This window comes from Corynebacterium aquatimens (genome assembly GCF_030408395.1).
Taxonomy (GTDB): Bacteria; Actinomycetota; Actinomycetes; order Mycobacteriales; family Mycobacteriaceae; genus Corynebacterium; species Corynebacterium aquatimens.
Genome location: NZ_CP046980.1, coordinates 915228 through 938945 on the forward strand (window position 1 = coordinate 915228; position 23718 = coordinate 938945).

19 protein-coding genes and 1 pseudogene are annotated in these 23718 nt (G+C 61.0%); 16 read left to right on the forward strand and 4 right to left on the reverse strand.

The window, feature by feature from the left end:
* Positions 1 to 99: 99 nt before the first annotated feature.
* The 8 genes from gdhA (at position 100) to CAQUA_RS04195 (ending at position 7975) form a co-directional block, all read left to right on the forward strand.
* A complete protein-coding gene (gdhA, locus tag CAQUA_RS04160) occupies positions 100 to 1446 on the forward strand; it encodes an NADP-specific glutamate dehydrogenase (protein WP_196824383.1) in 1347 nt (448 codons plus the stop codon).
* A 189-nt stretch (positions 1447 to 1635) separates the two neighbouring features.
* Positions 1636 to 2472: a DivIVA domain-containing protein gene (locus CAQUA_RS04165; RefSeq protein WP_196824382.1), complete on the forward strand. Its 837-nt coding sequence runs from the start codon at positions 1636 to 1638 to the stop codon at positions 2470 to 2472.
* Positions 2473 to 2500: 28 nt separating this feature from the next.
* Complete coding sequence (locus tag CAQUA_RS04170; protein WP_196824381.1) at positions 2501 to 3076, forward strand: YceD family protein; 576 nt, start codon at positions 2501 to 2503, stop codon at positions 3074 to 3076.
* Positions 3076 to 3846 (forward strand): ribonuclease III, encoded by a 771-nt coding sequence (gene rnc / locus CAQUA_RS04175; RefSeq protein WP_196824380.1) that lies wholly within the window; start codon positions 3076 to 3078, stop codon positions 3844 to 3846. Before CAQUA_RS04170 ends, rnc begins: the two co-directional genes overlap by 1 nt.
* Positions 3839 to 4801, forward strand: coding sequence for a bifunctional DNA-formamidopyrimidine glycosylase/DNA-(apurinic or apyrimidinic site) lyase (gene mutM, locus CAQUA_RS04180; RefSeq protein WP_196824379.1), 963 nt, complete (start codon positions 3839 to 3841; stop codon positions 4799 to 4801). Before rnc ends, mutM begins: the two co-directional genes overlap by 8 nt.
* 16 nt (positions 4802 to 4817) lie before the next feature.
* The gene (locus CAQUA_RS04185; protein ID WP_196824378.1) at positions 4818 to 6380 is read left to right on the forward strand and encodes an alanine/glycine:cation symporter family protein; all 1563 of its coding nucleotides are present in this window, start codon (positions 4818 to 4820) and stop codon (positions 6378 to 6380) included.
* Between the two features lie 2 nt (positions 6381 to 6382).
* The gene (locus tag CAQUA_RS04190; RefSeq protein ID WP_196824377.1) at positions 6383 to 7648 is read left to right on the forward strand and encodes a hypothetical protein; all 1266 of its coding nucleotides are present in this window, start codon (positions 6383 to 6385) and stop codon (positions 7646 to 7648) included.
* A 42-nt stretch (positions 7649 to 7690) separates the two neighbouring features.
* Positions 7691 to 7975: an acylphosphatase gene (locus tag CAQUA_RS04195; RefSeq protein ID WP_196824376.1), complete on the forward strand. Its 285-nt coding sequence runs from the start codon at positions 7691 to 7693 to the stop codon at positions 7973 to 7975.
* A 30-nt stretch (positions 7976 to 8005) separates the two neighbouring features.
* On the opposite strand, the gene CAQUA_RS04200 is transcribed toward CAQUA_RS04195, so the two are convergent.
* Both CAQUA_RS04200 and CAQUA_RS04205 read right to left on the reverse strand, forming a co-directional pair.
* The gene (locus CAQUA_RS04200; protein ID WP_196824375.1) at positions 8006 to 8632 is read right to left on the reverse strand and encodes a Fic/DOC family protein; all 627 of its coding nucleotides are present in this window, start codon (positions 8630 to 8632) and stop codon (positions 8006 to 8008) included.
* Positions 8629 to 8817 (reverse strand): hypothetical protein, encoded by a 189-nt coding sequence (locus tag CAQUA_RS04205; RefSeq protein WP_196824374.1) that lies wholly within the window; start codon positions 8815 to 8817, stop codon positions 8629 to 8631. Before CAQUA_RS04205 ends, CAQUA_RS04200 begins: the two co-directional genes overlap by 4 nt.
* Positions 8818 to 8909: 92 nt before the next feature.
* Between CAQUA_RS04205 and CAQUA_RS04210 the strand changes: the two genes are divergently transcribed.
* The 3 genes and pseudogenes from CAQUA_RS04210 to CAQUA_RS04220 all read left to right on the forward strand — a co-directional run.
* On the forward strand, positions 8910 to 11801 hold the full coding sequence (locus tag CAQUA_RS04210; protein WP_196824373.1) for an AAA family ATPase: 2892 nt from the start codon (positions 8910 to 8912) through the stop codon (positions 11799 to 11801).
* Between the two features lie 135 nt (positions 11802 to 11936).
* The gene (locus tag CAQUA_RS04215) at positions 11937 to 13121 is read left to right on the forward strand and encodes an IS1249 family transposase (protein WP_196824321.1); all 1185 of its coding nucleotides are present in this window, start codon (positions 11937 to 11939) and stop codon (positions 13119 to 13121) included.
* A 60-nt stretch (positions 13122 to 13181) separates the two neighbouring features.
* Positions 13182 to 13829: pseudogene (locus CAQUA_RS04220) on the forward strand (AAA family ATPase); the annotation flags it as partial.
* Between the two features lie 25 nt (positions 13830 to 13854).
* Here CAQUA_RS04220 and CAQUA_RS04225 read toward each other — a convergent pair.
* Positions 13855 to 14979, reverse strand: a complete 1125-nt coding sequence (locus tag CAQUA_RS04225; protein WP_196824372.1) for a hypothetical protein — start codon at positions 14977 to 14979, stop codon at positions 13855 to 13857.
* Between the two features lie 69 nt (positions 14980 to 15048).
* On the opposite strand from CAQUA_RS04225, the gene ftsY reads away from it, so the two are divergent.
* The 3 genes from ftsY (at position 15049) to CAQUA_RS04240 (ending at position 19733) form a co-directional block, all read left to right on the forward strand.
* Positions 15049 to 16953 carry a signal recognition particle-docking protein FtsY gene (gene ftsY, locus CAQUA_RS04230; protein ID WP_196824371.1) on the forward strand — a complete coding sequence of 635 codons (1905 nt, stop codon included), beginning with the start codon at positions 15049 to 15051 and terminating at the stop codon, positions 16951 to 16953.
* 295 nt (positions 16954 to 17248) lie between these two features.
* Positions 17249 to 18883 carry a signal recognition particle protein gene (ffh, locus tag CAQUA_RS04235; RefSeq protein ID WP_196824370.1) on the forward strand — a complete coding sequence of 545 codons (1635 nt, stop codon included), beginning with the start codon at positions 17249 to 17251 and terminating at the stop codon, positions 18881 to 18883.
* 10 nt (positions 18884 to 18893) lie between these two features.
* Positions 18894 to 19733 (forward strand): esterase/lipase family protein, encoded by an 840-nt coding sequence (locus CAQUA_RS04240; protein WP_231375418.1) that lies wholly within the window; start codon positions 18894 to 18896, stop codon positions 19731 to 19733.
* Between the two features lie 32 nt (positions 19734 to 19765).
* Here the strand turns inward: CAQUA_RS04240 and CAQUA_RS04245 are convergent, their stop codons facing one another.
* Entirely contained in the window at positions 19766 to 21940 is a 2175-nt protein-coding gene (locus tag CAQUA_RS04245) for an acyltransferase family protein (protein WP_196824369.1), read from the reverse strand.
* A gap of 354 nt (positions 21941 to 22294) precedes the next feature.
* On the opposite strand from CAQUA_RS04245, the gene rpsP reads away from it, so the two are divergent.
* Complete coding sequence (gene rpsP / locus CAQUA_RS04250) at positions 22295 to 22807, forward strand: 30S ribosomal protein S16 (RefSeq protein ID WP_196824368.1); 513 nt, start codon at positions 22295 to 22297, stop codon at positions 22805 to 22807.
* A 125-nt stretch (positions 22808 to 22932) separates the two neighbouring features.
* Positions 22933 to 23712 carry an SDR family oxidoreductase gene (locus CAQUA_RS04255; protein WP_196824367.1) on the forward strand — a complete coding sequence of 260 codons (780 nt, stop codon included), beginning with the start codon at positions 22933 to 22935 and terminating at the stop codon, positions 23710 to 23712.
* Positions 23713 to 23718 lie beyond the last annotated feature (6 nt).

Sequence of the window (23718 nt, forward strand, 5' to 3'; positions counted from 1 at the left end):
ACGACACTAGCGTGGTGCACGGGCCCACGGCCGAGCGAGTCTCGACGGGCGCAAGCGCGTGTGGGCGTGACTGTGTTCCTAACGGAAAGGACGTGAGGGATGAGCTCTTACGATGACCAGATTGCTGGCTACTACAACAAACTTCTGCAACGTAACGCGGGCGAGCCCGAGTTCCACCAAGCCGTTGCTGAGGTTCTGGATTCCCTGAAGATCGTTCTGAACAAGGACCCGCACTACAACGACTACGGCCTCATCGAGCGCCTCTGCGAGCCGGAGCGCCAGGTCATTTTCCGTGTGCCGTGGGTCAACGACAAAAACGAGGTCAAGGTCAACCGCGGCTTCCGCGTCCAGTTCAACTCTGCACTCGGCCCCTACAAGGGCGGACTTCGTTTCCACCCGTCGGTGAACCTGGGCATCATCAAGTTCCTGGGCTTCGAGCAGATCTTCAAGAATTCCCTGACCGGCCTGCCGATCGGCGGCGGCAAGGGTGGCTCCGACTTCGACCCGAAGGGCAAGTCTGAGCAGGAAATCATGCGCTTTTGCCAGTCCTTCATGACGGAGCTGCACCGCCACATCGGTGAGTACCGCGACGTGCCTGCCGGTGACATCGGCGTCGGCGGCCGCGAGATTGGCTACCTGTTCGGCCAGTTCCGCCGCCTGACCAACCAGCACGAGTCCGGCGTTCTGACCGGCAAGGGCCTCACGTGGGGTGGTTCCCTGGTCCGCACCGAGGCAACCGGTTACGGTCTGGTGTACCTGACCGAAGAAATGATGGAAGCCAACGGCGAAAGCATCGATGGCGCACGCGTCATCGTTTCCGGCTCCGGCAACGTGGCCATCTACGCCATCGAAAAGGCCCAGGAGCTCGGCGCCACCGTCGTCGGCTTCTCCGACTCCTCCGGCTGGGTGCACACCCCGAACGGCGTGGACGTTGCCCTGCTCAAGGACGTCAAGGAAGTCCGCCGCGGCCGCGTGACCGACTACGTCTCTGAGGCGGAAGGCGCCGTCTTCAACCCTGAGGGCTCCATCTGGGACCTCGAAGCCGACGTCGCCCTGCCGTGCGCAACCCAAAACGAGATCGACGGCGACCACGCGCGCAAGCTCGTCGAAAATGGCATCAAGTACGTCGCTGAGGGCGCCAACATGCCGTCCACCGCCGAGGCAATCGAGGTCTACCGCGAAAACAAACTCCACTTCGCACCAGGCAAAGCTGCCAACGCCGGTGGTGTGGCCACCTCCGCGTTGGAGATGCAGCAGAACGCATCCCGCGACTCCTGGTCCTTCGAGTACACCGATGAGCGCCTGAAGAAGATCATGCAGGGAATCTTCCGCAACATCGACTCCACCGCCGCCGAGTACGACCACGAAGGCGACTTCGTCGTCGGCGCCAACATCGCCGGCTTCAAGAAGGTCGCCGACGCGATGTTCGCACAGGGCGTGATCTAGGGCAGACGCCCTAGATCACGGGACGCCGGACGTAGATCACGAGGGAGGGCCGACCTAGATCACGGGAAGCGGCCTTCCGGGAGGGCCGCCTTCGATCACGAGAGAGGGCGGCCCAAGATCACGAAAAAGACAGACACACCGCCTCGTCCTCACGGGGCGGTGTGTTTGTGCGCACTACGCTGGAAAACCATGTACCGCGTTTTTGAGTCCCTCGATGAGATCGTGCAAATTGTCGAGCAGGCCTACGGCATGCCGATGACCGCTAACTGCCTGGTTCCCCGCAATGACGTGCTCGCGCTTCTCGACGATCTGCGCAACGCGTTGCCAGAAGAACTCGATGATGCACAAGACGTCCTGGACAAGCAGGACGAAATCCTCCGCGGTGCCGAAGAACGCGCCGACGCCGTTATCCAGGAAGCTGACGACCAAGCGCAGCGTCTGGTAACCGAGGCGCACAACGAATCGGAATCCATGCTCAACGACGCTCAGCAGCGCGCAGTCGTGATGGTCTCCAAGGCGGAAGAAGAGGCCGATAACCTGGTTCGCTCCGCGCGCGAGGAGGCCGACGACACCGTCACGCGCGCACGCAAGGAATCCGACCGCCTCATTGCGGAAGGCAACGAGTCCTACGACCGCAGCGTCGCCGAAGGCCTTGAGGAGCAGCAGCGCCTGATCAGCGAGGCCGAGGTCACTCGCCGCGCCGATGAGGAAGCTCACCGCATCGTCGAATCCGCCCACGCGGAATCCAACCGCCTGCGCACGGAGTGCGATGACTACGTGGACAGCAAGCTCGCCAACTTTGAAGAAACCCTCACGTCCGTTCTCCGGACCGTGTCTTCGGACCGTTCCGCTCTACGGCACGGTGCTGGCGTGTCCGGCCGTGAATCCTGGACCGACACCCGCGGCAGCGATCGCGCAGACCGCGCAGAGCGCACCGACCGCGGCGAGCGCACCGACCGCACCGACCGTGACAGCTTCACGCGCTACAACCGCGGGGACAACCGCCCCCGCCGCTCGCGCTCCTAAAGGCCCGCACGCGTAGGCTGGTGCCGTTATGTCTAGCAATACTGTGCCCTCGCAATCCCAGGCCTCACAATCCCGCAACCCGCTCATCTTCGACGTCGCTGACGTGATGCGTGGCGACGGACTCCCCGTGACCGTCACGCAGACCGGTCCGTCGCCGACGCGCATTGGTCCGCACATGATCGCGTTCCCGGAAGGGGAGCAGGTCACGGTGGAGGCCACGTTGACTCCGCTGGGCTCGGGGGTATTGGTGGACGCGACGCTGGAAGGCCAGCTCCGCGGTCAATGCTCGCGCTGCTTGCGTGAGCTCACGCCCCAGGAATCCGTGGCGATTAGCCAGGTCTTTTCGGCCTCAGACGATTTCATCACCGGTGACGCGGAGGAAGCAGAAGACATCGGCTCGGGCGATGAGGTCCCGCTGATCTCCGACGACAAGGTCGACCTTGAGCAGGCGTTTATCGACGAAGCGGGTCTCACCCTCCCGTTCAACCCCACCTGCCAGCCGGAGTGCCCGGAAGATACGGACGTTCCTCGTCCCGACGGTGTGGCGGGTGAAGACAATGATCTTCCGGACCCGCGCTGGGCTGGACTGGAGAAATTCCTCTAATGGGCCGCAGCAAAAACAAGAATAAAATCCCAGGTGAGCAGGTCTGGGAAGAAGCATTTGAAGCCATCGACCATGCTCCGTTGCTGGAGAGGCTGGGGGTGGTCGTCGATAAGCAATGGCTCAAACTTGCATTGACCCACCGCTCTTTCGCAAACGAGCACGGCCACCTGCCTAACAACGAGCGCCTGGAGTTCGTCGGCGATGCCGTGCTGGGATTGTCCGTGGCAGGCAGGTTGTACGACGACCACCCGTCGCGGCCCGAGTCCGACATTTCGAAGATGCGCGCTTCGATCGTGTCGCGTTACGGGCTTGCGGAAGTCGCGCATGAGATACACCTGGGCGACTACATCTTGCTGGGCAAGGGTGAAACGGCCACCGGCGGGCGCGAAAAAGACTCGATTCTCGCGGACACGATGGAGGCGGTCTTCGGCGCGATCTACATGCAGTACGGCTTTGAACCCACGCGCGACGTGATTTTGAACCTCTTCGCTGACAAGCTCGCGGTGGTTACCGCGACGGGACTCCACAGCGACTGGAAGACCGCGCTGCAAGAACGCCTCGCGGAGTTGAAGGCACCAACCGCTGTCTACAGCGCGACAGCGGAAGGCGTTGACCACGACCCGACGTTTACCGCCAGCGTCACCGTCGGCGAGGTTCAGCTCGGCCAGGGCATCGCCTCGAACAAGAAGAAGGCGGAGCAAATGGCCGCGCTGGAAGCAGTCAAGCTCCTGCACGACAACCCCGGCGTGGTCGCTCGCATCGATGCCTGAACTCCCCGAAGTCGAGGTCGTCCGCCGCGGCCTTGACAGCCACGTCACCGGCGCAACGTTCACCCGCGTCGAAGCCCTCCACCCGCGCGCCGTCCGCGGCAACGACGTCGACCTCGCCGACGTCCTTCCCGGCCGCACCATCACCGGCACCGGGAGGCGCGGGAAGTTCCTGTGGCTTTTGCTTAACGACGAAGGGTTGGAGCGCTCTTACGAGCGCCCCAACGAGAGCCAAGACGAGCGCCCCAACGAGGGCCAAGACGAGCGCCCCAACGAGAACCGGGCCGGGCACGGCCTGCTCGTGCACCTTCGGATGAGCGGGCAGATGCTCGTTGGCCCAATCGGGGGAGTAACGGGCCTGCACGTGCGCATCCGTGCGGAGATGATCAGTAGTACAGGCGAACCCTTTGAGCTTGTGTTTGTGGATCAACGCACGTTCGGCTCATGGCAGTACGTACCGCTCATTGCGGAGGAGGGTCAGCTGGTTCCGGCGACGATCGGGCACATCGCCCCCGACCCGTTTGAGAGTACTTTTGACCCCGTTGCCACGGCGCGAGCGATCCGCACGAAGAATTCCGCTATCAAGACGGTGTTGCTCAACCAAGGGGTGGTCAGCGGCATCGGCTCGATTTACGCGGATGAGGCCCTGTGGGCCGCCGGCATCAAACCAACCCGCAAAGCACGCACGTTGCGGCAGCGTGATGCCGTGCTGCTCTTAAGCGAATCCCGCGACGTGATGGCGCGCGCCCTTGAGCAAGGCGGGACCAGTTTTGATTCGCTGTACGTCAACGTCAATGGGGCGAGTGGATATTTTTCGCGTTCATTGAACGCCTATGGCCAGGCGGGAAAACCCTGCGCACGGTGCGGAACAGCGATTGCGCGGACGGTGGTCAACGGGCGTTCGAGCTACTACTGCCCGGTATGCCAGGCGGGATCGGTGTCACAGCAGCGACGCTAACGGTTACACTTCCAGCATGGATTCCGCGCTTAGTTTCGTTGACGGCACGCTCAACGACATAATTTGGAAACTGGTACCGCTCTTCCTCGTGGCGGGAGGCATTTACTTCGGTCTGCGCACCATCTTCGTGCAGATCCGCTTGGTGCCAGAAATGGTCAAGGCGATGTCCGAAACCCCGAAGGGCAAGGACCACGATGGCCGCGACTTGGACGAAGAGTACGGCGGCATTTCCGCCTTCAAATCCTTCACTATTTCTGCCGCATCCCGCGTGGGTACCGGTAACGTCGCTGGCGTTGCGCTGGCGATCTCCGTGGGTGGCCCCGGCGCAGTGTTCTGGATGTGGATGTTGGCCCTCATCGGTGGTGCGACCTCCTTTGTGGAGTCCACGTTGGCGCAGCTGTGGAAGACCAAGGACGCGGACGGTAACTACCACGGTGGCCCCGCGTACTACATGACGCGTGGATTGGGCTGGGCCCCGCTGGCCGCTGTGTTCTCCGTCTTCCTGGCCATCACCTACGGCTTTGTCTACAACGCCATTCAGTCCAATTCCATCGTTGAGGCCGTGGGCGGATCACTGGGCACCGATTCGGTGACCGTCAAGGCCGTTGTCGCTGTCGTGCTGTCCGTTTTGACCGCGACCGTGATCTTCGGCGGCGTGACCCGCATTGCCAACTGGACGCAGATCATCGTTCCGTTCATGGCCGGTGCCTACATCCTCATTGGCGTGTGGGTTCTTATTGTCAACGCCAGCGAAATCCCCGGCATGATCTCCCTGATCGTCGGCCACGCCCTTGGCTTCAAGCAGGTCGCGGGCGCGACCTTCGGTATGGCTTTCATGCATGGCATGCGCCGCGGACTGTTCTCCAATGAGGCCGGTATGGGTTCCGCCCCGAACGCCGCCGCGACCGCAACCGTCTCCCACCCGGTCAAGCAGGGGCTGGTTCAGACCCTCGGCGTGTACTTTGACACACTCATCGTCTGTTCCATCACGGCTTTCATTGTGCTGCTCGGCCCTGCAGTCAACTACGGCAAGGACGATATCCAAGGCGCTGCTCTGACCCAGTCTGCGCTGGCCGACTCTGTGGGTTCTTGGGGCGCCCACTTCATCACCTTCATCCTGTTCTTCCTGGCATTCTCCTCGGTTCTGGGCAACTACTACCTTGCTCAGGCCAACATCGAGTACCTCACGGATAACAAGGCTGTGATGACCGGCTTCCGCGTCGTCGTCATCGGATTTGTCATCTTCGGTGCTTTCGGAACCGTTCCGCTCGTGTGGGCTCTGGGCGACACGATGGCCGGTCTTTTGGCCATGATGAACATCGCGGCGATCATCCCGCTCGGTGGGGTGGCCATCAAACTGCTGAAGAACTTCAACGAGCAACGTGCACAAGGCATGGACCCGGTCTTCCACCGCGACATGCTCCCTGAACTACAAAACATTGAGTTCTGGGACGGCTCCGATCCCGTTACCCGCCGCAGCATCGAGGACCGTGTCACCGCTCACCACGCCCGCCGCGCCGGCGAAACTAACGATGAGGGCGGCCTTAGCGGCGGCTTCCTCAAACCCGAGGAGCGCTAGTTATGAAATACCGTGCCGCAGTCGCAGCTATCGCTACTGCTCTTGCCGTTTCACTACATCCGACAAGCGCGGTTGCGGATCCCGCGCCTTACACCGGGGTTGAAATCAACCATCCGAGAAACCAGTTTGTTGCCGTGCCTGCGGAATTTCACCCAGAGTTAGATGCAGTCGCCGGTGCGATCGGTTTGATTGAGCTTCGCCAAGCGATGTGGGACATTAACCCTCCGTTCTCTGCTTCACGTTTCAACCTGAAGACCTTCAGGGATGAGGAGTTTGGCGGAAGGCTCCAAGACGTGGCGCGGGCAGTCGGCCTGGACACGAAAGAAAAGTACGCCACTGCTCCACGCATTGATCCCGGGTTGATGCGCATTGCAATCCAGCGAGCAGCGGAAATGTCCCCGCGTTCCTATAACCATGTCCGTCCAGCGAATGGCACATGCCAGTTAGGGAGCATTTCCAAGTGCGAGTCGGTGTTCTCTGCGACTTACAACGGGAAAAACGCTTTCGCTGAAAACTTGGGATTAGATGAAAACGTTTATATCTCAACATTGACCGGATGGGGGCACGACGAACTTGATCAGCTCCGGGCTTCCGGCGGAACCGGTGATACTGGCGGCCATCTTCACCAGATGATCAACCCTTTAAACACTAATTACGGGTTCGCGCACGCAGCGCTCTTTATCGACGGTGAAACACTCCACTACACGGTCTCTGCTGCTTCCCCGTTCGAGCACATTGGCGGTACGCCGTTGCCTAAGGGTGTCTACAGGGGATATGTGTACCGAGCGGCATTCCCGGGCGAAACTCCAACCGGTATCAAGAACACGTTCATTGATCCGTGGAAGGGGAAGCCGATCAAGGAGCCAAAGCCGACCGCTACTTCGACAACGATGACGACAACATCGGAAGTACCTACTTCTGCTCCTGCTGCGTCTCCAACTCCAAGTCGATCCCTCACCACGTCCCAGCTGCCGTCGACGTCCGCAACGCCATCAATTACTAACACTCCTGGCCCAGCGCCTAGGCCCACGCGTAAGTTCAGGCCGTTCCCGACGACAAGCCGGACTGCGGAATCGACAACGAGCTCTGCGCCTACCGTTCCTCAGCAGAGTTCCGAACCGAGCTCTGCGCAAAACCCTGGTGTTCCAGATAGCTCTCAATCGTCCACTGGAAGCATCCTTGGGATCGTATTTGGTGTGGTAATTGTGCTGGGAGGCATTTTGGGGTGGGCCGTTCAAAACGGGATGGTTCAGATTCCAGGATTCTAGATTTCACTCGATTACGGCGTTGCCGCGATATCGTGAAGAAATATGACACAGAAAAGATTGACTGCCCACGTCCATGGCACCGTCCAGGGCGTGGGTTTCCGTTGGTGGACCAAGTCCCAGGCGAAGCGCCTTGGTCTTTCCGGCTACGCCAAAAACTTAGACGACGGCCGCGTTGAGGTCGTGGCGGAAGGCGCCGAAGGTGACGTCGATAAGCTAGTTGCTCTACTAAAAGAGGAACCGACGACGACCGACCGCCCCGGCGAGGTGACCCACGTTGCCACCCAGTACGGCGAACCGAAGGGCGCGCACGGCTTCGAAGAGCGGTAATCGCAGCGCTGCGAGATCGGCGTCGCGAGATTAGCGGACAATCAGCCGGAGCACATCCGCAAGCCGCGAATTATTACCCGTGTCCTGACTATGGAATCGGGCCTCAATGAATGCGTCGCGGAGGGACTCATCGAGGAACCGTGCGGGTTGCAGTTCGTGACCAGCGTTGCGCGTGAGGTGAGAAAAGAACACGACTTGCGTGCGGGTGTTTCCCTCCCTGAAGGGGTGGATGACATTGATCTCTCCCCAGATTTCAGCGAGCTCAACGACGAACTGATCAAACGGAAGATCGCGCAGCAGATTCTTCTGCCGAAGTCTGCGAAACTGCCGTTCGGCTGCTTCCGTAAGAACGTCCCCTGCGGGGTAATACGCGTGACCACCTTTTGTCATCCACCGGTCAGTAGGCGCCACGCGTTCATGACCAGCCCATTCGTAGATGTCCTGGAAGATGTAGCGGTGGATCGCCTTGAAGTGCGCGTAGTCGAAGTCACCGGGCAGCGGTGCTTGGTTCAGCTCATCGAGCCGCAAGGCAGTCAGGGAGACTTCGGCTCTAGACAGCTGGTGCGCGTCGACAATTCCTAAATGATTACGCAATACGGTTGTGCCCGGGATGAAATAGTCATCCCACGACGTGATGTCGCCGCCGCGTTGTGTCACGGCTTCTCAAAGAGCTTCTTGATGCGAGTTACTGCTTCGGCAGAACTGATGTCTCCAGCCGCAGCGAGTCGACGAATTTCGGTGACGCAGTCATCTTCGGCAGTGTGACCTGCGGCTGCCAAAATGCCGTCCGAATTGCGCAGAATCCCGGCCACGTCTGCTGCTGAAGCGATAGTTTGGGTCATCGCAGCCCCCTTTCCGTTGGAGCAAGTATACCGTCAGCTGGTGGCGTGACCAAGGGTCGAGGGGGAGGGATCGGATGCGTTAAACTGCTCGAATGCACCTGACATCGCTGACGCTGAAAGGATTCAAGTCCTTCGCGTCTGCGACGACGATGAAGTTTGAGCGCGGCATCTGCGCGGTGGTGGGGCCGAACGGGTCGGGAAAGTCGAACGTCGTTGACGCGTTGGCGTGGGTGATGGGAGAACAAGGCGCAAAGAATTTGCGTGGCGGGAAGATGGAAGACGTCATCTTCGCCGGTGCGGGGGAGCGCGGCAAGCTCGGGCGTGCGGAGGTCACGCTCACCTTTGACAACTCGGATCGGCGCCTGCCCATCGAATACACCGAGGTAGCAATCACCCGCCGGATGTTCCGCGACGGTGCCAGTGAGTATGAAATCAACGGCGCCAAGGCGCGCCTCATGGACATCCAGGAGCTTTTGTCCGACTCCGGGATTGGCCGGGAGATGCACATCATCGTCGGCCAGGGAAAGCTCGCAGAGATTTTGGAATCGCGCCCGGAGGATCGGCGCAGCTACATCGAAGAGGCCGCGGGTGTGCTCAAGCACCGGCGGCGTAAGGAAAAGGCGCAGCGCAAGCTCAGCGGAATGCAGGCGGACCTGGACCGCCTAACGGATCTCACCGAAGAACTGGGAAAGCAGCTCAAACCGCTCGCGCGCCAAGCGGAGGCAGCGCAGCGTGCGCGCAGCGTCCAAGCGGAGCTTCGCGACGCCAAGTTGAGCCTGGCCGGCCACCAGATCGTGACCTTGAGACACGCGGCACACGCCGCTAAATCGGAGGCAGCGAAACAGGCGGCCCACGCGGAAGCGGCAGAGCGCGAACTGGCCGAGGCGGTGCAACGCCAGACCGAGATTGAACTCCAGCAAGCAGAACTTGCACCGGAGGCGGAAAAGGCGCAGTCGTTGTGGTTCGAGTTTTCGTCGTTAAGCGAGCGCGTGTCCGCAACGCAACGTGTGGCGGCGGAGCGGGCGAGCCACGTCGGGGCGATCACGGCGTACGTGGGGCAGGACCCCGAGGAGCTTGAACAGCGCGCGCGGGAGGCGGACGAGCGCTACCGCAACGCGCGGGATGCAGCGGATGAGTCAGCGACACACCTCGTCCAGGTGCGGCAGCGTGCCGCGGAGCTCGCCGAGGTTGCCCGGGCCGCGGAGCAAGAGCACCTCGCGCAGGTGCGTGCGCACGCAGACCGCAGGGAAGGCATCGTGCGGCTGATTGCGCAAGAAGACAGCGTTGCCACAGCGCTGGAAGCGGCGAAAGACACCGCAGAGAAGCAAGCAGTCGCGGCTGAGGAATTGCGCCAGCGTGCAGCGCAGATGGCCAGCGAAGCCGACGAAATTGCAGAAAAGCTCGAAGGTTTTAGTGCGCAGCGTGAGCCGCTCGCCCATGACGTCGCGCGCGCTACCGCTGAGGCCGAGACAGCGGAGCGCCGCCTCGAGGACATCCGCGGCCAACAGCGCGAACGTGAGCGCGCAGTGTTCAGTCTGACCGCGCGTATCGCAACGCTGGAGGAAACAGCGCCCGTCACGGATGCCGCAGAGATGCTTGGCGACGACTTCCGGCCGCTCGCGGGTTTTGTCACCGCCGCACCGGGCATGGATACTGCGTTGGCTGCCGCGCTGGGTCCGCATGCGGAAGGGCTCGTGGGAAAACTGCAGGGCGTGGATATCGTGGCCCAGCTGCACGAGGCGAGCCGCACGGTGCTGTTTGACTTAGGCGGGGCTACTGGGGATCGCGGCGCGGTTACGCAGTGGCGCCTTGATTCCACTCTGCCGGCAGGCACGAGTTGGCTCCTAGACCATGTGACAGTTGTTCCGGAAATCACAGAGGCTGTGGTGCGGCTTATCGTCGACGTCGTTGTCGCGGACAGCGTGGAGCATGCGCGGGACGCCGTGCTGGCTGATCCGCGGCTGCGCGCTGTCACCCGCGAAGGGGTATTAGTCGGCGAAGGCTGGGTCGCCGCCGGCACCGGGTCCACATCCACGGTGGAAGTCGCCGCCGCAGTGGCCCGTGCGCGTGAAGAACTTGACACGGCGCAGGCAGCGCTGCGTGAGCTCGACGGCACGTTAGAAGGCGCGAAGCTTGCTGCCGATGACGCGCGCATGGCCGTCGCGGCGCGCCGGGCGGCGCTCAAAGACCATGACGCGAATGCGGAAAGCTGGCGGCGCGACCACGCGCGCTTGCGCCGGATCGCGGAGGACGCGCAGAAGGAATTTGAGAAGTCGTCGGCTGCCGCGGCCACAGCGGAGAAACGCTCCGTCGAACTCGCCGACGCGTTGGCAGAGATCCGCGATCGCCTCGCCCGCGTCGGGGACCTCGACAGCATCGATGAGGGGTTCACGCCGGACACTTCTGCCCGCGACAGTGCACAGGAGGAACTTTCCGCCGCCCGCGCCGCGGAAATGGAAGCAACTCTTGCCGCCCGCACCACGCAACAAACCGCAGAGTCACTCAGCGGGAAAGGCGATGTCTTGCGCCGTCAAGCACGCCATGAGCGTGAAGCCCGGGCGCGCCACGCCAAGGCCATGGAGAAGCGGAAGGCGCAGGCCGCGCGGGCGGTGACCGTCGAAAAGCATGCGCGTGAGCTCAGCGACCGCATTGCAACGGCATTGGCGACAGCGACGACGCGCCGCGACGAGTTAGCCGCTCAACTCGCGGAGCTCAACACTGCGCATGCGGCGGCGCGTACGCACGTGACCACGGTGCGTGAGCAGCACACGCGCCTGCTCAGTGCCGCGAACAAGACCGCAATCGCGCGTGAGCACGCCGCAGTGCGCCTCAGCGAGGCGGAGTCGAGTGCCGCTGACGCGTTGGGCATCGCCATCGATGACTTGCTGGCGGACCACACGCCCAGCGATGACTTCGACGTTGACGCGCAGAAAAAGCGCCTCAAGCGCGCTGAGCGCGGGTTAAGTGACAAAATGTGTGTCTGATTTCCGGTATATCTGCTGATCAGGCTGCATAAATCGGGCTCGAATAGGGTTTTTCGCCTTATTCTGGCTCGTTTTTCGTTCAATCCACCGGAATGGCACCTTCATGTGCTAGCGGGGTGTTGGTGTGCTTTCCCGGTGACACCAAACAGACCACGATGCCCCTCATGTCATGGGGAAACAAAGAAAAACGGTCCCACTCCCAAAGGCTCCACTAGGTGGCGGTGCAAAGACTGCGGAGCCACCTTCATACGCCACCGCACCGACCAAACCCAAGCTCGGGACTTCACAGCGTTTCACGCCTACGTCACTGGCACAGCGTCACTTAACGACGTAGCTGGTACCTTGAACGTCTCCCGCCGCACGCTCGACCGCCGGTTCGCCCCGTTTTGGCTCATCGATGTTCCCAACACCCCAGACCCACACCGGGTCTACGACCAGATTTTCATCGACGGCACCTACACCGACGCTGGCTGCCTGCTGGTTGCCGCAAGCCGCGACCACGTCATCGCCTGGCACTGGGCTAAAAGCGAATCAGCCCACGCCTACACTCAACTACTAAGCGGCATCGCCGCACCGTTATGCGTCGTCCTCGACGGCGGCCAAGGCGCCTTATCCGCCATCAAAGCCTGCTGGCCCAACACGCTGATCCAGCGCTGTCTCGTCCATGCCCAACGCGTTGTCCGCCGCTACACCACAACACGCCCCCGCACCGATGCCGGCAAGGCCATCTATGCACTAGCGCTGAAACTGACCACGATCACCACCGTGGACCAAGCCCGGGAATGGACGCTGCGTCTACACGACTTCGCAGTGGTCTACAAGGCCTTCCTCAACGAGAAAACACTCCTACCCAAAGAGCGCCGCACCCTCAACCACCAATGGGAATGGACCCATATCCGTGTGCGTAGGGCTTACAACTCGCTTGTGCACCTTTCACGCAACAACTGGCTGTTCACCTACCTCCAACCCCCGACAGACGCACTCGAACCCGACCGGTGGGCAGCAACCACCAACAGTCTTGAAGGCGGGATCAACGCCCAACTCAAACGCATCGCTGACGCCCACCGCGGCAGATCAGGAGAGCGGCAACGCAAAATGCTCGAATGGTACCTGCACTCGAAAACGCAACTGCCTGACGCCCCATTACAGATCGCCAGGCAGTGCAGGTTCGGACAAGATCAACTCGCCAAAGTTCCCGATCTCGTCACTAAAGACCGAAACGAATCCGACCATCAAACAGGCCGACCAGCCTTCTACGACAACGCTATCCCAACCGACTACGAACACTCAGTAGGAATCAGAAAAGGACCCCTCAAATAACAAAAAGCGTGCCCCACCGGCGACACGCCGACCAGACACACTTTTTGTCTATTAACCCCTGAGCGCGACCTCGCGTCCTTGGGCAAGGTCAACCCTTTAGCGTTGGAAGAATACAAGGCGCTGGAAGAACGCTACTCCTTCCTGTCGACGCAGCTAAACGACGTGATTACGGCGCGCAAGGACCTAAGCGGCGTTATCGACGACGTCGACCGGCAAATCCTGCAACTGTTTACCGATGCGTGGCGCGACGTGGAACGCGAATTCCCCAAAGTCTTTGCCACGCTGTTTCCTGGCGGCGAAGCACGCCTGATCCTCACTGACCCGTCGGACATGCTCACCACCGGAATCGACATCGAAGCGCGCCCACCCGGCAAGCGCATCAAACGCCTCTCGCTTCTCTCCGGCGGGGAGAAGTCACTCACTGCGCTGGCACTGCTCGTGGCGATCTTCCGTGCGCGCCCGAGCCCGTTCTACGTCCTCGACGAGGTCGAAGCAGCACTTGACGACGTCAACCTACGGCGTCTCATCGCTTTGCTCGAAGAACTGAAGCAGGACTCGCAGCTGATCGTGATCACCCACCAAAAACCCACGATGGATGTTGCGAATGTGCTCTACGGCGTCACCATGCGCGGCGACGGCGTGACCAGGGTGATTTCCCAGCGCATGGCGCCGGAGCCTGGCCCGCTGGCGCCACCGGATGCTGACTAGCCGCGCGTGTCAGACGCGCGCTGAACTAGGAATGCCGAACGAGTTTCAGGCCCTTGCCGCGATCCTTGCTGTTGCCGAAGTAGACGGTGTTGGGGTCATCGGGGAGCACCCAGAATGCGCCGCTTTTCTGGTTGAAGGCCTTTGACAGCCTATCTTCGTATTCAATCCGGCCGTCTTCACAGCCCATGGCTGTGGTTGGTTGCGTCCTGGCAACCAGAACGGAGTGCGTCATCGCTGCCTCGGGTGCCGTAGGGTCCAGTCTTTCGAGGTACACGCTTAAACCGTTGCAGAATTCTCCTTCGACGTAATAGACCTTCTTGTTTGGGTCTAGCGGTTCGTCGTTGGAAGTCATGCGTGGCGGTGCGTCAAAGTCGAACCGGATCGGGGTGTTCTTGTAGCTCGGCTGAGGGATCCACGTCGACTTCAAGATTGCAGAAGTTTCATCGCCGTTGGCACGCGTGGCGGAAGCGGGAATGGCTGTGGTCACGGGTTGATCCTTGCGTGGGGGAGTCATGAAGGCTTTGTGTCCTGGCACCGTGAGGCGCAGTCCTTTACCGGCCCCAGCACCGGCCCCAGCACCGTCAACGGTGCCGTAATAGATGACATTCGAATCCTGCGAGTCAATGTAGAACCCACCGCCTGCAACGGTGAATGCCTTGTTGATTCCGTTTTCAAAATCGACGTGATCCCCGGGGCAACCCATCTTTGTCACCGGCAGATCCTTCGGCGAGAACGTGGTGTGCTCTGCCTGGCCATCGCGGTCGTGTCGGGTGAGGTACACCCCGAACCCATTGCAGACCGTCTCTGGGGACGCTTCCACGTAGTACCCCGGTGCGGGATCTGTGGACGGGCGGAAAATGATCGCAGTGTTCTTCAGCCCCGGCGTGGGAATCCACTTCTTGCTAAGAATTTCCGTGGTCTCTTTGGGGCTTGCCGCTGTCGCTCCAGCGGGGATCTCCTGCAGCGGCTTGTCCAAGCCCTTGTCAGGGGCCGACGATGACCCCGTCGTTGGGGGTCTACTGTCCCCGCCCTGGCCGCCGGTATGGGTAAGTCCTAGGACAAGACCGATGATTGCAACAATGGCAACCACAACGCCACCAATAACCGGTGCGAGTGCGCGCAGATCCGCGAGGTTGAAGCGTGGAAACATACTCTTGTTATAACAACTTCTGGCACCAACCGCGACTTACTACTCCGCGGATGCGGTGTCGATGGCACTATGGAATCCATGACTAATACCGCGTGGATCATCATTGGCATCCTGATTGCCCTGTTGTTCATCGTTGGCCTTGTTGTCATCGTGGGCAATAGCCGCAAGAAGTCGAAGACCGTGTCCTTTGAAAAGAAGGAACCGGAAGCACAAAAAGAACTGACGCAGGAAGAGAAGTCCGGCAACTACCAAGCTAAGGGCGGATTCAACTTCGCCCCAGCTGGCGTACCTACGACGAAGGACAAAGAGCCTATCCGAGTAGATGCCCCGCTGAACACGACCGCAGCCGCCCCGAAGGCCAAGGCCGCAGCGGCTGAACAACCACAACAGCCGGCACCTGCTGAGCCAGAGCCCGCGAAGGATGAGGCCCGCAAGGTTGCCGTAACTCCAGCCGAGAAGCCAAACAAGGACGTTCCCGCCGAAGACGCGTCTGGTGCGGAGACCGCGGCTGCCGAGAAGAAGACCGCAGAGAAGAAGACTGCAGAGAAAACAGCCCCGGCAAAGAAAGCAGCAGAGGACAAAACCGCCGAAAAGCCAGATGAAAAAGAGGCAGCCGAGAAAAAGACAGGCGAAAAAGAAGCAGCTGACAAGGCACCGGCGGAGGCTGTAGGGACGCCCGTGGGTAACCCCGTGAGCGAGCCGGATGCGGACGAAGCTCTGAAGGAGAAACCGGCAGAACCAGCGAATGCAGCGAATGCAGCGAAGGCAGCGACGGCAGCGAAGGCAGCTAAAGAGGATGCGAAGCCGGCAGCGGCGGTAGAGGACGCGGGTGCAGATGAGCCAGTTGATGCCCCGGCTGAGGCGGCGGCAGAGGCAGACGCAGTAGAGGCTGCGGATGAAGCTGAGGCGGTAGAAGCTGCGGCTGCAGCGAAGACCGTGGAGGAAGCTGCTGACCAGGCGCTGGAAGAAACTGACGCACCGGCTGATCCAGTAGTAGAAGAAGAGCTGACGGCGGCGCAGGAGCAGGAGATTGAAGAGATCGCTCCGGCGGCTGGCCGAATTGGTCGACTGCGTGGTCGCCTGTCCCGCTCGCAGAATGCGATTGGTCAAGGTCTGCTGGGGATTCTCTCCGCGGGTGATCTTGATGAGGACGCGTGGGAGGAGATAGAAGACACTCTGATCCTGGCGGACTTGGGTGCCGCGTCGACCATGAAGGTCGTCGATCAGCTGCGTGAGAAGATCGCCGAACGCGGCGTGGCCAGCGAAGAAGAAGCACGCGCGATGCTGCGTGAGACCCTGATTGAGGTAGGCAAGCCCGAGTTTGATCGCTCCATCAAGGCAATGCCTAACGACGGCAAGCCGGCGGTGATCCTGGTCGTCGGCGTCAACGGCACCGGCAAGACCACGACGACGGGCAAGCTCGCCCGCGTGCTTGTCTCCATGGGCCACACTGTGCTGCTGGGTGCGGCGGATACGTTCCGTGCAGCGGCCGCGGATCAGCTAGAGACTTGGGGTCGTCGCGTGGGTGCGTCCACGGTGCGCGGTGCAGAAGGTGCGGACCCGGCTTCCGTTGCTTTCGACGCCGTGAAGCAGGGTGTCGATGAGCGCGCGGACGTAGTGCTCATCGATACCGCAGGGCGTCTGCACACTTCGACGGGTCTGATGGACCAGCTTGGCAAGGTCAAGCGCGTCGTGGAGAAGAAGTCCCAGGTCGATGAAGTTCTGCTCGTGCTTGATGCAACGGTGGGGCAGAACGGCCTCAACCAAGCCCGTGTCTTTAAAGACGTCGTGGAAATCACCGGCGTTGTGCTGACGAAGCTCGATGGCACCGCCAAGGGCGGCATCGTCTTCCAAGTCCAGGAGGAGCTGGGCGTGCCGGTCAAGCTGGTCGGCCTCGGCGAGGGAGCGGACGACCTCGCTCCGTTTGAGGTCGAAGGCTTTGTCGATGCGCTGCTGGGGACCAGCGCGCAGTAATAGTTTTTCTCAGGGAATGCTCGCCGCCGAGAGGGTGGCGAGTATTTTTTGGCCCCTTAGCGTGAAAACGTTTAATGATTTTCCGGTGAAACAAAAACTCACCTGCGCAAATGGGCTTCGGGGCAGGCCCGGGATCAAACGTTTTCACTGGGTCCCGCACGACAGAAGCTATTAGGCGCCCTTGCGTGCGGTAGCAATTCTTCAAGCACGGATGTGTTTGTTCAGGCCTATACGCGCTAGGCTGAAACGAGCTGTTTTTCAGTATGAAGGTTCCATTTTTGAGGAGTGTCCACCAGTGTTTGAGTCTTTGTCAGATCGCCTCCAAACAGCCCTGAAGGGACTGCGGGGTAAAGGCAAGCTCACTGAAGAAGACATCAACGCAACCGCGCGCGAAATTCGTATCGCGCTGCTTGAAGCGGATGTTTCCCTGACTGTTGTCCGTGCCTTTATTAAGCGCGTGAAAGAGCGCGCGCTCGGCGCAGACGTGTCTGAGGCGCTCAACCCGGCGCAGCAAGTCATCAAGATCGTCGACGAGGAGCTTACCGCGATCCTCGGTGGGGAAACCCGCCGACTCAACTTGGCGAAGAACCCGCCGACGGTGATCATGCTCGCCGGTTTGCAGGGTGCTGGTAAGACCACGCTGGCCGGTAAGCTTGCCCTCCACCTGTCTAAGCAAGGCCACACCCCGTTGCTGGTGGCGTGTGACCTGCAGCGTCCTGGGGCGGTGCAGCAGCTGGAGATCGTCGGTAAGCGAGCTGGCGTTCCTACATTCGCGCCGGACCCTGGCACCTCCCTTGACTCCCACGACCATGACATGGGTACCTCCCACGGCGACCCAGTGGAGGTTGCGCGCGCGGGTATTGAAGAAGCAAAGCACACCAAAGCGGACGTGGTCATCATTGACACCGCGGGTCGCCTTGGTATCGATGAGACGCTGATGACGCAGGCGCGCAACATTCGCGACGCCGTGAACCCAGATGAAGTCCTGTTCGTCATCGATGCGATGATCGGTCAGGACGCCGTGCAAACCGCCCAAGCCTTTGCTGACGGTGTTGACTTCACCGGCGTGGTGCTGACCAAGCTCGATGGTGACGCCCGCGGTGGTGCGGCGCTATCCATCCGTGAGGTGACGGGTAAGCCGATTCTTTTCGCGTCGACAGGTGAGAAGCTCGAAGACTTCGACGTCTTCCACCCGGACCGCATGTCCAGCCGAATCCTCGGCATGGGTGACTTGCTCACGCTGATTGAGCAGGCCGAGTCCATGATGGACGCCCAGAAGGCGGAAGCAGCCGCCAAGAAGATGGGCACCGGCGAGCTGACGCTCGAAGACTTCCTTGACCAGCTCTTGATGATCCGCCGCATGGGGCCGATTGGCAACCTGTTGAAGATGATGCCGGGCGGCAAGCAGATGAACCAGATGGCGGAAATGGTCGATGAGAAGCAACTGGACCGCATCCAGGCCATCATTCGTGGTATGACCCCGCAGGAGCGTGAGGACCCGAAGATCCTCAACGCGTCCCGCCGCAAGCGCATCGCTAACGGTTCGGGCGTGACCGTCGCGGAGGTCAACCAGCTGGTGGAGCGCTTCTTTGAAGCCCGCAAGATGATGAGCAAGATGGCTGGCCAATTCGGCATGGCTGGCATGCCGGGCATGGGTGGCCCGGGCGGTATCGGCGGCGGTCGATCCGCGACGAAGAAGGCGCCGAAGGGACGCAAGAACAAGAAGGGCAAGCGCAAGCCCGCGAAGCGCCAAGGGCCAGCGATGCCCGCCGGCGGCGGTATGCCGGGGATGCCGGGCATGGGCGGCGGAATGCCGGACATGGCAGAATTGCAGAAGTTGCAGGCACAGATGCCGCCGGGAATGGAGGATTTCAACCTCGGCGACATTGACATTGAGCAGGCAATGAAGCGCATGAACAAACGCAAATAGGAGCTGGCCTATGAAATCCCAGAAGCTGATCCGCAACGTAGTGATGCCCGCTGGGGTAGTGGCGGCAGCAGCCGCTGGGGTGAGCCAAATGCCGGCTGTCAAGGAGCTGGTCCGCGCACCGCGGGAAGTGTTCAATGACCCTTCCTTCACGCCCACGATGGAAACGCCGGTTCTTTTCGTTCACGGGATCAACGCCCGACGCACTGGTTTTGTGGCCAACGCGCAGAATCTGCGGAGCCGCGGATATTGGGTGTGGGCGTTTGATTACGGAAAGATGCACTTCCCGTTGCTGTACGGCGCTGGCGATTTGGATGCGCTGGTGGCGGAGTTGGCCGCCAACGTTGATGAGGTTTTGCGCGTTACAGGCGCCAATAAGGTGGACTTGGTCGCGCACTCGCAGGGCGGGCACTTGGCCAAGCTGTACATCGCTTCGGGCGGCGCCGAGAAGGTCCGCAGGCTCGTCGCGATGGGGGCTGTGTTCCACGGCACGGACGTCTCAGGCCTAGGCTCACGGTTCGCCGGTTTCATTAAGCGTCACCCGCAGTTGGCGGAGCGCATTGCTAGCCCCAGCGCTATTCAACAGCTCACGGGCTCTAAGTGGTTGCAGGATCGCGGGGACATTCCTGATACGGATCCGCGGGTCGTTTACACGACGCTGTATTCAACGCGCGACCGCATGGCCACGCCCCACAGCACGTCGATTTTGAGGTCCGTCGACGGCGCGGACGTTGCAAACGTAGAGATTCCAGGAGCACCCTCCCACGCCGTCATGCCGCACGATCGTGAAATCGCGGAACTGACGGTCTGGGGCCTCGAGCGGGAGCTCGGCGACGTCACGCCGTTTGCTTAACGACGATCGCTGCCAGCGCCACCGGGCGTTTCCTATTTGGTGTAGGGGATGCCCAACTCGTCGAAGATACGCTGCAGTTTCATCCACACCAACGGGGTCGTCGTTGCCGCGAAGGCGTTGGACATGTGGTCATCATCGCGGTACACGTAGACGTTTCCGATGATCGGCGGGCAGTAGGTGGCGTCGCAGAAGAAGTCCGCGGTGTCGAGCGAGAACTGCTTGTTTTCCGGCAGGAGCAAGTAGGCCGAGGGATCTTCTGCTGCGTAGGTGTTGCTGCGCAGGATCGAGCATTCTTGAAGATCGCCAGTGCGGCGCATGCAGTCATTCGGGTTCTTTTCATCCCCGTTCTCGTCCACGTTCCACGGGTTGTCACGGATGCCAAGGAACGGGATGTCCGCTTCCTGCAGTGCGGCCCAGACATTCTGGTAGCCCCACGGGACGAGGTCCGCGCCACCGCGGCCAGCACCGGCCTGGCCAGCTGGTCGGGTTGAGTTGGAGACCGCCAAATCCGGTTTGATTTCCTTGATCTTTTCAATCGCCAGACGTGACCACTCGGCGCACTGCGGAGAGACCGTTTCGTCGTCGTTAAGCACGAGCGGGCATGCCTGACGGATGAACGTAATGATCTTGAAATTGTGCTTCTTGCCCAGCTCATCGAGCGGAATGATCCACGTTTCGGCGTGAGAACCGCCGAACAGCACAACGGTTGTTTCCGCGTCCTTGTCGCCGAAAATACAGTGCGGTGGCGGCATCTTGTCGCTCGGCTCGTCCATGAACACCATGCAGCCGTTGGCGGCGATCGGCGGGTACATGTCGCCGATAAAGGAGGGATCAGGCCGCGGCGGCACATCCGCGGGTGTGCTCGCTCCGTGCAGAGCCATCGCGCCCGGGTAGGAATCCGGACCAAGGGGCTTCGCGGCGTGGCTCACCTGCCACTCAAAGACCGGCTTGATGGCCAAGACACCCGCAACGAAAAGGACAATGACAAAACCGCCGATGGCGCGGAGCCGCCCGTCGCGCTTCTTCATCGATCGCAGACCGGCCTGAACCGGCTTATCGTTTTTCTTCGGGCGGCGACCGTGCTGGCGCAGCGGGTCTTCAATCACCTTGTGGGTGAAGTGCGCAAGAGCCAGGGAGAAACCGATAACCACCAGGCCTAACTGCCATGGCGGTGTGTCCACGCCCGCGCGGACCGTCCACAAAATGAGCAGCGGCCAGTGCCACAGGTACAGGCCGTAGGCAATACGGCCGAGCCAGCGCATCGGTTCGGAAGCCAAGACGCGCGATGTCGGATTATCAGGCCCAGACAGCACGACCAGCGCGGCGCCGCCGAGCGGCAGAAGCGCGAGCGGTCCTGGGAACGCCAGGGAGTTGTCGATCACAAGGCCGGTGATCAGGATGAAGAACACACCCAGGCTGGCGGTGAGCCATGTCCACTTCGGCTTGATCAAATTTTGAATCGGAAGCAGGGACAAAAGACCGCCTAAGCCCAGTTCCCAAAAACGCGACAACAGCGAGTAGTAGTTCGCCCCCGTGCCGTAGAGGCCAAAACGTGATGCGTAACAGAACGACGCCGCTGTCATCAGCGCCAAGACAATGATCAAGGCGGTGCGGGCTTTGTCCACACCGATCCATTTCCGTGAGACCGCAAGTGCCGTGAGAATGCCCAGAGAGATTGCCACGACATAGAACTGCCCCTGGACACTCATGGACCACAGGTGCTGCAGCGGGGACGTGTGGGAACCAGCAGCCGCGTAGTCCAGCGCCTGTTCAGTCAGTTCAATGTTCTGGTAGTACAGGATTGACGCCTTGAACTGGCGTGCTAATTCCCTGCTCAACAGTTCCGGGGTGAGGGCCACCACGGCTGCATAGGTGGTCAGCAGCACCACCGCGAGGTTCGGGACTAGGCGTCGTGCCGTTCGCCAAAACGGCCACCACGGGTTCAGCGACGGGTTTGGCCGAAGCGCGTAGCGCAGCTGGGCGCCCAAGAAGAAGTAGCCGGAAAGTAGCAGGAAGACGTCGACGCCGCCGGACACGCGGCCGATAAAAACGTGGAAGATCACCACGAGGGCAATCGCCAGACCACGCAGGCCGTCGAGGTCATAGCGGTACGTCACCTTCCCAGGTGCGCCACCTTTGGCTTGGGTCGCTTGAGCAGACTCACCGCTTGGGGTGGGCTGCGCTTTCACAGAGTTGACCGTCGTCATCACGCCTGTCCAGTTACGGGGCCGAAAGAACTCCCCTACACACTACCGGTCATGCATAGATTTGAAGCAATTTCCGCGTTCAAGCAAGTCGGCAGGTTTTTTAAAATCGCCCCAGCCCCGTACTCTTCCCCATACGCATCACACCTGGCTCCGCAACCGGACCCGCCCGCGTTTTGGTGATTCGCCTGGTGGGACGATAAAGTACTAGTTCTGCGAAACGCCGGATCCGACACACCGCACGCGCGGCCCTATCGCCCGGCTGAGTCACTCGCAGATTAATCCCAAGGGTTGAACCGGCGCACTGAACCACAGTGCGCGTCTGAACTGCCCACGTGACCACTGAAGGAAGAAAACATGGCTGTCAAAATCAAGTTGCAGCGCCTGGGCAAGATCCGCAACGCTCAGTACCGCGTCGTCGTCGCTGACGCTCGTACCCGCCGCGACGGCAAGGTGATTGAGAACATTGGTATCTACCACCCGAAGGAAGAGCCGTCGCTCATCCGCATCGATTCTGAGCGCGCTCAGTACTGGCTGGGCGTTGGTGCGCAGCCGACCGAACCGGTTCTGGCTCTGCTGAAGGTCACCGGTGACTGGCAGAAGTTCAAGGGCCTCGACGGTGCTGAGGGCACCCTGAAGGTTGCTGAAGAGAAGCCGTCCAAGCTTGACCTGTTCAACAAGGCTCTCGAGGAAGCTGCTGGCGGCCCGACCGCTGAGGCAATCACCGAGAAGCGCAAGAAGGCAAAGGAAGAGGCAGAGGCTAAGGCTGCTGCTGAGGCCGAGGCTGAGGCAAAGGCTGCCGCAGAGGCAGAAGCTGCTGAAGCCGCAGAAGCTGAAGAATCCGAAGAAGCTCCTGCCGAAGAGGCATAAGCACTCGCTTATCGACGATTTTTAACACCCGCTTTCCCACCCACCGTGCGGTTGCATGATGTGGTCGGGGAGCGGGTTTCGTCATTAAGCCATTGCTTGGCACCCTAAAGTCTTAAACTTGAGATATGGCACGCACATATTTGGTAACTGGTGGAACAGGCGGCATTGGTGCCGCAACGACGGAACTTCTGCGTTCCCGTGGTGAGAGGGTCATCACCGCCGATCTTCAAGGCGCTGACGTGAACTGCGACCTCACCACCTTGGAGGGACGCGAAGAGCTGGTGGAAAAGGTCACCGAACTTGCAGATGGTGAGCTCAATGCGGTGATCGCGAACGCTGGTATGCAAGCGCCCATCCCGAAGACGGTTCAGGTCAACTACTTCGGTGCGCTCGCGACACTTGAGGGCCTGCGCCCACTGCTGGCTCAGTCTGATAACCCACGCGCGGTGGTGACCGCGTCGATGGCGTCGCTGCAGCGCACGGACCTTGGACTTCTAGACCTCCTGCTGGTTCGCGATGAGGAGCGGGCGGTTGCCCGTGGCCAGCAGCTTGCAGACGAGGGCCCGGATGTGGGGTACGCAAACTACTCCGCGTCGAAACAGGCGATTGCCAGGTGGGTTCGCCGTAACGCTCCGACTGAGGACTGGGCGGGCGCAGGCATTGCCCTCAACGCGATTGCCCCGGCCGTCGTGATCTCCCCGATGACGGAGGAGCTGCGCAACTCCGAAGAGGGCCTGAAGATGCTGGAGCAGGTGCCCATGCCCCTCAACGGCTGGCTCGAGCCGGAGCAAGCGGCGAAGATGCTCGCGTGGCTCACAAGCGAGGAAAACACGCACCTCTGCGGCCAGGTGATCTTCGTCGACGGTGGTTTCGACGCCATCACTCGCGGCGATTCGACCTGGTAAATCCTG

Coding starts and splice junctions, on each gene's coding strand:
- CAQUA_RS04245 (WP_196824369.1), bottom strand. CDS start 21,940: ATGACGACGGTCAACTCTGTGAAAGCGCAGCCCACCCCAAGCGGTGAG.
- mutM (WP_196824379.1), top strand. CDS start 3,839: ATGCCTGAACTCCCCGAAGTCGAGGTCGTCCGCCGCGGCCTTGACAGC.
- CAQUA_RS04255 (WP_196824367.1), top strand. CDS start 22,933: ATGGCACGCACATATTTGGTAACTGGTGGAACAGGCGGCATTGGTGCC.
- CAQUA_RS04195 (WP_196824376.1), top strand. CDS start 7,691: ATGACACAGAAAAGATTGACTGCCCACGTCCATGGCACCGTCCAGGGC.
- CAQUA_RS04185 (WP_196824378.1), top strand. CDS start 4,818: ATGGATTCCGCGCTTAGTTTCGTTGACGGCACGCTCAACGACATAATT.
- CAQUA_RS04165 (WP_196824382.1), top strand. CDS start 1,636: ATGTACCGCGTTTTTGAGTCCCTCGATGAGATCGTGCAAATTGTCGAG.
- CAQUA_RS04205 (WP_196824374.1), bottom strand. CDS start 8,817: ATGACCCAAACTATCGCTTCAGCAGCAGACGTGGCCGGGATTCTGCGC.
- CAQUA_RS04190 (WP_196824377.1), top strand. CDS start 6,383: ATGAAATACCGTGCCGCAGTCGCAGCTATCGCTACTGCTCTTGCCGTT.
- ftsY (WP_196824371.1), top strand. CDS start 15,049: ATGGAATCCATGACTAATACCGCGTGGATCATCATTGGCATCCTGATT.
- CAQUA_RS04170 (WP_196824381.1), top strand. CDS start 2,501: ATGTCTAGCAATACTGTGCCCTCGCAATCCCAGGCCTCACAATCCCGC.
- gdhA (WP_196824383.1), top strand. CDS start 100: ATGAGCTCTTACGATGACCAGATTGCTGGCTACTACAACAAACTTCTG.
- rnc (WP_196824380.1), top strand. CDS start 3,076: ATGGGCCGCAGCAAAAACAAGAATAAAATCCCAGGTGAGCAGGTCTGG.
- CAQUA_RS04240 (WP_231375418.1), top strand. CDS start 18,894: ATGAAATCCCAGAAGCTGATCCGCAACGTAGTGATGCCCGCTGGGGTA.
- CAQUA_RS04225 (WP_196824372.1), bottom strand. CDS start 14,979: ATGTTTCCACGCTTCAACCTCGCGGATCTGCGCGCACTCGCACCGGTT.
- CAQUA_RS04210 (WP_196824373.1), top strand. CDS start 8,910: ATGCACCTGACATCGCTGACGCTGAAAGGATTCAAGTCCTTCGCGTCT.
- rpsP (WP_196824368.1), top strand. CDS start 22,295: ATGGCTGTCAAAATCAAGTTGCAGCGCCTGGGCAAGATCCGCAACGCT.